Source organism: Streptomyces sp. SID5785 (genome assembly GCF_009870065.1).
In the GTDB taxonomy this organism is placed as follows: Bacteria; Actinomycetota; Actinomycetes; order Streptomycetales; family Streptomycetaceae; genus Streptomyces.
In genome coordinates, this window is the sequence record NZ_WWIA01000342.1 from 1 (window position 1) to 8,309 (window position 8,309).

Annotated in this window: 6 protein-coding genes; all 6 read left to right on the top strand. The window is 67.6% G+C overall.

All coding sequences use genetic code 11. The annotated features are described in order from the left end of the window. A partial coding sequence (locus GTW43_RS11185) for an ABC transporter substrate-binding protein (RefSeq protein WP_343245967.1) occupies positions 1 to 951 on the top strand: 951 nt, incomplete at its 5' end. Positions 952 to 1,254: 303 nt separating this feature from the next. Further along, on the top strand, positions 1,255 to 3,162 hold the full coding sequence (typA, locus tag GTW43_RS11190; protein WP_161301502.1) for a translational GTPase TypA: 1,908 nt from the start codon (positions 1,255 to 1,257) through the stop codon (positions 3,160 to 3,162). Between the two features lie 661 nt (positions 3,163 to 3,823). Continuing rightward, entirely contained in the window at positions 3,824 to 5,449 is a 1,626-nt protein-coding gene (locus GTW43_RS11195) for an ABC transporter substrate-binding protein (protein ID WP_161301503.1), read from the top strand. Between the two features lie 161 nt (positions 5,450 to 5,610). Further along, on the top strand, positions 5,611 to 6,543 hold the full coding sequence (locus GTW43_RS11200; RefSeq protein WP_161301506.1) for an ABC transporter permease: 933 nt from the start codon (positions 5,611 to 5,613) through the stop codon (positions 6,541 to 6,543). Further along, a complete protein-coding gene (locus GTW43_RS11205) occupies positions 6,536 to 7,486 on the top strand; it encodes an ABC transporter permease (protein ID WP_161301504.1) in 951 nt (316 codons plus the stop codon). Before GTW43_RS11200 ends, GTW43_RS11205 begins: the two co-directional genes overlap by 8 nt. Positions 7,487 to 7,497: 11 nt before the next feature. Next, a partial coding sequence (locus GTW43_RS11210; RefSeq protein WP_161301505.1) for an ABC transporter ATP-binding protein occupies positions 7,498 to 8,309 on the top strand: 812 nt, incomplete at its 3' end.

Sequence of the window (8,309 nt, forward strand, 5' to 3'; positions counted from 1 at the left end):
AAGGACTCCAAGGACTCCAAGGACTCCAAGGACTCCAAGAAGGACGAGAAGGGCGCGAAGGCCGGGAAGGACTCCGAGGCGGCCGGTGACGACGACGGGACGTACATCGTCGGCGAGGACGACCAGAAGCCCGGTGACGCCCAGCCGCCGCTGATCGGCCCGGCCCCCGACACGGCCGCGCAGTACGCCGCTCTCCTGCACCAGGCCGACGCGGTCAAGCTGCGCACGGCCGACAAGGAGAAGAACCACGCCGGGCACCCCGACCGGCGCAGCGACGCCAAGCGCCTGGCCCAGCAGGGCGGCGCCCCCGGGGCGTACGCGCCGAAGGGCACGGCGGCCCCGCGCGGCGAGGCCTCCCCGGCCCGGGCCGCGGCCGGTCCGCTGGCCAAGGACGGCAAGCCGCTGACCCTGCGCTTCGTGGTCCCGGCCGGGGCCGGCTCGGAGCAGCTGCGCTCGGTCGCGGACCGCATCACGCAGATGCTCGGGAAGATCGGCGTGCGCACCGAGATCACCAAGGTCGCGGACGACAACTACTTCAAGGACCACATCGCGAACGGCCAGTACGACCTGGCGCTCTACTCGTGGCCGGCCTCGGCCTACCCGGCCACCGACGCCCGGCCGATCTACGCCAAGCCGGTCCCGGCCGCCGACGGCTCGCTCACCGTCGAGCAGAACTACACCCGGGTCGGCACCGACCACATCGACCAGCTCTTCGACGAGGCGGTCGGCGAGCTCGACGAGGGCGAGGAGAAGGCGCTGGTCAAGCAGGCGGACGCCCGGATCTGGGCAGCCGCAGGATCGATTCCGCTGTACCAGCGCCCGGAGCTGGTGGCGGCCCGCAAGGGTCTGGTGAACGCCGGCGCCTTCGGCTTCCAGGAGCCGGAGTACGAGGACATCGGCTACCTGAAGCCGGGTGTGAAGGCCTCGGCGCCCGCCTCCCCGCGGTCCTGATCGCCCGCCTCCCCCCGCGGTCCTGATCCGGGCCGGTTCGCGTCGCTCAGAGGATTCTCAGATCAGATCCAGCTCAAGTCTCTTGCCCGCCGGTGCTCCGGCGGGCAAGCTTGTGCACACCCATTGACCTGCGGATTCCCCCCGGTCCGGGGCTCGACCCCACACGCTTCACGAGCCCCGGAAGAGCCGCAACCCGTCAAGCCCCGTACCATGGGGTGAGGCCGTGGCGTGTCCAGCCCGGCAGGGCGCGCGTATCACTGAGGTACGCGCAGCCGTCCACTCACTCCGGGAGTACGCCGCAATATGGCCACGCGCCACGACATCCGAAACGTCGCCATCGTCGCTCACGTCGACCACGGCAAGACCACCATCGTCGACGCCATGCTCAAGCAGGCCGGCTCCTTCGCCGCGCACGCCGCCGAGTCCCTCGACGATCGCATGATGGACTCGAATGACCTGGAGCGTGAGAAGGGCATCACGATCCTCGCCAAGAACACGGCGGTCAAGTACCACCCGAAGGATGGCGGCGACGTCATCACGATCAACATCATCGACACCCCGGGCCACGCCGACTTCGGTGGCGAGGTCGAGCGCGGTCTGTCGATGGTCGACGCGGTGGTCCTGCTCGTGGACGCGTCCGAGGGCCCGCTCCCGCAGACCCGCTTCGTGCTGCGCAAGGCGCTCCAGCAGCGGCTGCCCGTCATCCTGTGCATCAACAAGACGGACCGCCCCGACTCGCGGATCGACGAGGTCGTCAACGAGACGTACGACCTCTTCCTCGACCTGGACGCCGACGAGGACCAGATCGAGTTCCCGATCGTCTACGCGTGCGGCCGTGACGGCGTCGCGTCGCTGACCAAGCCGGAGGACGGCACGGTCCCGGCGGACTCCACCAACCTGGAGCCGTTCTTCTCCACGATCCTGGAGCACGTCCCGGCGCCGACCTTCGACGACCAGGCCCCGCTCCAGGCGCACGTCACGAACCTGGACGCCGACAACTTCCTCGGCCGCATCGCGCTGCTCCGCGTCGAGCAGGGCGAGCTGCGCAAGGGCCAGACGGTCGCCTGGATCAAGCGCGACGGCACGATCTCCAACGTGCGCATCACCGAGCTCCTCATGACCGAGGCGCTCACCCGCAAGCCCGCCGAGGTGGCCGGCCCCGGTGACATCTGCGCCGTCGCCGGTATCCCCGACATCATGATCGGCGAGACGCTGGCCGACCCGGAGAACCCGATCGCGCTGCCGCTGATCACGGTCGACCAGCCGGCGATCTCCATGACCATCGGCACGAACACCTCGCCGCTCGTCGGCCGGGGCGGCACGGGCAAGGGCGCGGCCGCCAAGTCTGCCGTCAAGGACCGCAAGGTCACCGCCCGCCAGGTCAAGGACCGCCTCGACAAGGAGCTCGTCGGCAACGTCTCGCTCCGCGTCCTGGACACCGAGCGCCCCGACGCCTGGGAGGTGCAGGGCCGCGGTGAGCTGGCCCTGGCGATCCTGGTCGAGCAGATGCGCCGCGAGGGCTTCGAGCTGACCATCGGCAAGCCGCAGGTCGTCACCAAGGAGGTCGACGGCAAGGTCCACGAGCCCGTCGAGCGCCTCACGGTCGACGTGCCCGAGGAGCACATGGGCGCCGTCACGCAGCTCATGGGCGTCCGCAAGGGCCGCATGGACAACATGTCGAACCACGGCTCCGGCTGGGTCCGCATGGAGTTCGTCGTCCCGTCCCGCGGCCTGATCGGCTTCCGTACGGAGTTCCTGACGAACACCCGCGGTACGGGTATCGCGCACTCCATCCACGAGGGCCACGAGCCGTGGTTCGGCACGCTGACGACCCGGAACAACGGCTCGCTGGTCGCCGACCGCGCCGGCGCCGTCACCGGGTTCGCGATGACGAACCTCCAGGAGCGCGGCGTGCTGTTCACCGACCCCGGCACCGAGGTGTACGAGGGCATGATCGTCGGCGAGAACTCGCGCGCCGACGACATGGACGTGAACATCACCAAGGAGAAGAAGCTCACCAACATGCGCTCCGCCTCCGCCGACTCCTTCGAGGCGATCGTCCCGCCGCGCAAGCTGTCGCTCGAGCAGTCCCTCGAGTTCTGCCGCGACGACGAGTGCGTCGAGGTCACGCCCGAGGCCGTCCGCATCCGCAAGGTCGTCCTCGACCAGAAGGAGCGCGGCCGCTCCGCCTCGCGCGCCAAGCACAGCTGACGCACCCGGCTGACACACGGCCGAAGGGCCCGGCACCCCGCCGCGGGGTGCCGGGCCCTTCGTGCGCGCACGCAGGCGTGCGCACCGGACGGAACACGGGGTGGACGGAACGGGGCGGACGGAACGGGGCCGTCCGGCGGTAACTGCCGTGGGTTTGCCGCCCCTTGAAGTTCCCGGCGGTGTACGCCGGGGCCGCGCGGCCGCTACTCTGCGAAAGAGTGTCGCGCGTAGACCCCGGATTCCGTACCCGGTTCCTCACCGGGTTCCCGAGTCGGGGTACCCCCATGGGCAAGGCTGTGTGCCACCACCGTGGTACGCAACTCATTTTTCGCTCACCGGCGTCCGCTATCCGGACGCGACTGACCGATAGATATGTAACGCGTCCGTTTCGTGACCCTCTAGTCCGGATCGGTTTGTCCGGATTTTGGGAGAAGTACGCAGCAGGTGTGATCGAACCGAGACCAAATGGGTGTTGGTGACCGACACTCCATGGCTAATAGTTGACGCCGTAGAGCTCGGGTCAATGGGTCACGCGCAGTGGGGAGCGCCGACTCACGAGCACACTGGGGCGCTGGACGCGCCGGGGCGGGCAGGGGTGCCTGACCGGCGGGGGATGCGCCCTCTTTCGCAGTGAACAAGTGGACTCATGAGGAGGAACCCCATGCGTGGTGCCAAGAGCGCCAAGTGGGTGGCGGGCGCGGCGATCATCGCTCTGGCCGCGACCGCGTGCGGCGGCAGCGACAGTGACGGTGACAAGGGCAGCAAGGCTGCCGTCGACCCGAACGGCACGTTCTCCGTCGAGACGGGTGAGCCGCAGAACCCCCTGCAGCCCGCCAACACCATGGAGTCCAACGGCAGCATCGTGCTGAGCACGCTGTTCTCGCAGCTGGTGGACTACGACGCCAAGGGCAACATCACCATGGTGAACGCCCAGTCGGTGGACACCACGGACAACAAGACCTTCACGGTCAAGCTGAAGCCGGGCTGGAAGTTCCACGACAACACCCCGGTCACCGCCGAGTCGTACGTGAAGGCCTGGAACTGGGCCGCCAACCCGGCGAACAAGCAGACCAACAGCTTCTGGTTCTCGGACATCAAGGGCTACGACGACGTCGCGCCGGCCAAGGGCAAGGCGAAGACCGACAAGATGTCCGGCCTGAAGGTCGTCGACGACAACACCTTCACCATCGAGCTGTCGAAGGCGATGCCGTACTTCGTCTACAAGCTCGGCTACGAGGTCTTCTCGCCGCTGCCCGAGTCGTTCTACAAGGACCCGAAGGCCGCCGGTCAGAAGCCGGTCGGCAACGGTCCCTACAAGTTCGTCTCCTGGCAGCACAAGAAGGAGATCAAGGTCACCAAGTTCGACGGCTACACCGGCCCGAACAAGGCGAAGAACGGTGGTGTGACGTTCAAGAACTACACCAACCTGGAGACCGCCTACGACGACCTGAAGTCGGGCAACGTCGACGTGCTGCGTCAGCTCGCCCCGCGTGACCTCCCGGTCTACAAGCAGGACCTCGGCGACCGCGCCGTGGACCAGTCGTACTCCGCGATCCAGACGATCGCCGTGGCGTACTACACGAAGCAGTGGAAGGACATCGACCCCAAGGTCATCCAGGGTCTGTCGATGGCGATCGACCGCGACACCATCACCAAGACGGTCCTCCAGGGCACCCGTGAGCCGGCGACCGGCTGGGTCGCCAAGGGCGTCCTCGGCTACCAGCCGAACGCCGCGGGCGACGTCACCAAGTACGACCCGGCGAAGGCCAAGGCCCTCATCAAGGAGGGTGGCGGCGTCCCGGGCAACAAGATCTCCATCCAGTACAACGCGGACGGTGGTCACAAGGAGTGGGTGGACGCCGTCTGCGGCTCCATCAAGAAGGCCGTCGGCGTGACCTGCGTCGGCGACTCGAAGGCCGACTTCCAGGCGGACACCAACGCGCGTGACGCGAAGGAAGTCAAGTCGATGTACCGCTCCGGCTGGGTGCTCGACTACCCCTTCAACGCCAACTTCATCCGTGACCTGTTCGGCACCAAGTCGGACGGCAACCAGGGTGGCTTCTCCAACAAGAAGATCGACGACCTGATCTCCGACGCCGACAGCGCCAAGACGCTGGAGGACTCGGAGAAGAAGTACCAGGACGTCGAGAAGGAACTGGTCAACTACATGCCGACCATTCCGCTCTGGTACTACAAGGTCAACGCGGGCTACTCGGAGCGCGTCTCCGGCGTCAAGTACGCGCAGGACGGCGACCCGATCCTCGAGGGCGTCGAGGTCCACAAGTAGTAACCGCTGACAGCGCGCGTGACCGCTGCCTCCCGGCCGCATCCGGGGGCAGCGGTGCGTGCGGGCCGAATAATGGCCGGGGGGCCCTTTTCACTGTAGGTACGTCGCTTCGGTGTGCGTACGGCGAAAAGGGCCCCTGCTGCGATTGACATGGAGGCATGATGGGGCGCTACGTCGCACGACGACTGCTCCAGATGATCCCGGTGTTCATCGGGACGACTCTGCTGATTTTCCTCATGGTGTACGCCCTGCCCGGCGACCCCGTCCGGGGTCTGTTCGGCGACAAGGCGAGCAGCCCGCAGATCATTGCGCAGCTGCGCCATGAGTACGGGCTCGACCAGCCCGTGCTGGTCCAGTACTGGCACTACATGCGGGACATGATCCTGCACTTCGACTTCGGCACCCAGATCGCCTCGGGGCGCCCGGTGACCGACGTCCTCGGCGACGCCTTCCCGGTCACCATCCGGCTCGCGTCGCTCGCCTTCGCGATCGAAGCGACCCTCGGCATCATCCTCGGCATCGTGGCCGGACTGCGGGCGGGCAAGGCCGCCGACACCGCGGTGCTGTTCCTGACGCTGCTGCTGATCTCCGTGCCGGTGTTCGTGCTCGGCTTCATCTTCAAGCTGGTCTTCGCCGAGAACCTGCACTGGGCACAGACGAACGTCCAGGACTCCAACAGCTGGAGCCAGTTGGTGATGCCGGCCATCGTCCTGGCGGCGGCCTCGCTCGCCTACGTGGCACGGCTGACCCGTACGTCGGTGGCGGAGAACCTGCGCTCGGACTACATGCGCACCGCGGTGGCCAAGGGCCTGCCGCGCAAGCGCGTCATCGGCGTCCACCTGATGCGCAACTCGCTCATCCCCGTCGTCACCTTCCTCGGCACCGACCTCGGTGCGCTGATGGGCGGTGCCGTCGTGACGGAGGGCCTGTTCAACATCAAGGGTGTCGGTGGCCTCATCTACGAGTCGATCTCGCGCCGAGAGGGAACCACGCTGGTCGGCCTGGTGACGATTCTGGTCATCGTCTACCTCGTCACCAGCCTGATCGTCGACCTGCTCTACGCGGTCCTGGACCCGAGGATTCGCTATGTCTGATCTGACCAAGTCCGCGGAAGCGCCCGCGGCGGCCGCCGCCGGCGGGCCGCTGCCCACCCCGGAGAAGAAGCCGGGCAAGGAGAAGTCCCGCAGCCTGTGGAGCGACGCCTGGCGCGACCTCCGCTCCAACTGGGTCTTCATCGTCTCGGCGACGCTGATCGTGCTGCTCCTCGTGATCGTGGCCTTCCCCGGCCTGTTCTCGAGCACGGACCCGACGGCCCGCGACCTGTCCGGCCACTACCTGGCCAAGCCCGAGCTGGGGAAGGTCTTCTCCGACGGCTGGCTCGGCTACGACGCGCAGGGCCAGAGCGTCTACTCGCGCATGATCCACGGCACCCGGGCGTCGGTCCTGGTCGGCCTCGGCACGACCGTCGTCGTGACGCTCTTCGGCGGGATCATCGGCATGCTCGCCGGTTACTTCGGCGGCTGGCTGGACGCGGTGCTCTCCCGTCTCACCGACATGTTCATGGGTATCCCGTTCCTGCTCGGCGCGCTGGTCCTCCTGAACGCCTTCGAGGACCGCAGCATCCCGGTCGTCATCGGGGCCCTGTCCTTCCTCGGCTGGACGCAGACCGCCCGCGTCATGCGCGGTTCGGTCATCACCGTGAAGCAGGCGGACTACGTGCAGGCGGCCAAGGCGCTCGGCGCCGGGACCAACCGCATCCTGTTCAAGCACATCCTGCCCAACGCGATCGCGCCGGTGATCGTGGTCGCCACGATCTCGCTCGGTGTCTACATCTCGGCCGAGGCCACCCTGTCCTTCCTCGGACTCGGCCTCACCAGCGGCGTCTCCTGGGGCGCCGACATCTCGGCGGGCGGCAACTCGATCCGCGTGGCGCAGCACATCATCCTGTTCCCGTCGATCATGCTCAGCATCGCCGTCCTGTCGTTCATCATGCTCGGCGAAGCGGTGCGCAACGCCCTCGACCCGAAGACGCGCTGAGGGAGGCGTACGTGACCATCATCGACAACCCCGCGACGGTTCCGGCCCCGCGGTCCGACGACGACGGGCCGCTGCTCGAAGTCCGCGACCTGCACGTCGAGTTCCACACGCGCGACGGCATCGTCCGCGCCGTGAACGGCGTCAACTACAGCGTCAGCTCCGGCGAGACGCTGGCCGTGCTCGGCGAGTCCGGCTCCGGCAAGTCCGTGACCGCCCAGGCGATCATGGGCATCCTCGACATGCCGCCCGGGAAGATCCCGCAGGGCGAGATCCTCTTCCGCGGCCAGGACATGCTGAAGATGGCGCCCGAGGAGCGGCGCAAGCTGCGCGGCGCGAAGATCGCGATGATCTTCCAGGACGCGCTGTCCTCCCTCAACCCCGTGCTCTCGGTGGGCTACCAGCTCGGCGAGATGTTCCGGGTGCACCAAGGCCTGAGCAAGAAGGAAGCCAGGGCGAAGGCCATCGAGCTGATGGACCGGGTGAAGATCCCGGCCGCGGCGGCCCGCGTCAACGACTACCCGCACCAGTTCTCCGGCGGTATGCGCCAGCGCATCATGATCGCGATGGCGCTCGCCCTGGAGCCGGACCTGATCATCGCGGACGAGCCCACCACGGCGCTCGACGTGACGGTGCAGGCGCAGGTCATGGACCTGCTCGCGGAGCTCCAGCGCGAGTACAACATGGGCCTGATCCTCATCACGCACGACCTCGGTGTCGTCGCGGACGTCGCCGACAAGATCGCCGTGATGTACGCGGGCCGGATCGTCGAGCAGGCGCCGGTCCACGAGATCTACAAGCGGCCCGCGCACCCCTACACCAAGGG

What these genes read in the sequence shown, in the direction of transcription:
- GTW43_RS11205 (WP_161301504.1), top strand. Translation starts at nt 6,536, where the DNA reads ATGTCTGATCTGACCAAGTCCGCGGAAGCGCCCGCGGCGGCCGCCGCC.
- GTW43_RS11200 (WP_161301506.1), top strand. Translation starts at nt 5,611, where the DNA reads ATGGGGCGCTACGTCGCACGACGACTGCTCCAGATGATCCCGGTGTTC.
- typA (WP_161301502.1), top strand. Translation starts at nt 1,255, where the DNA reads ATGGCCACGCGCCACGACATCCGAAACGTCGCCATCGTCGCTCACGTC.
- GTW43_RS11195 (WP_161301503.1), top strand. Translation starts at nt 3,824, where the DNA reads ATGCGTGGTGCCAAGAGCGCCAAGTGGGTGGCGGGCGCGGCGATCATC.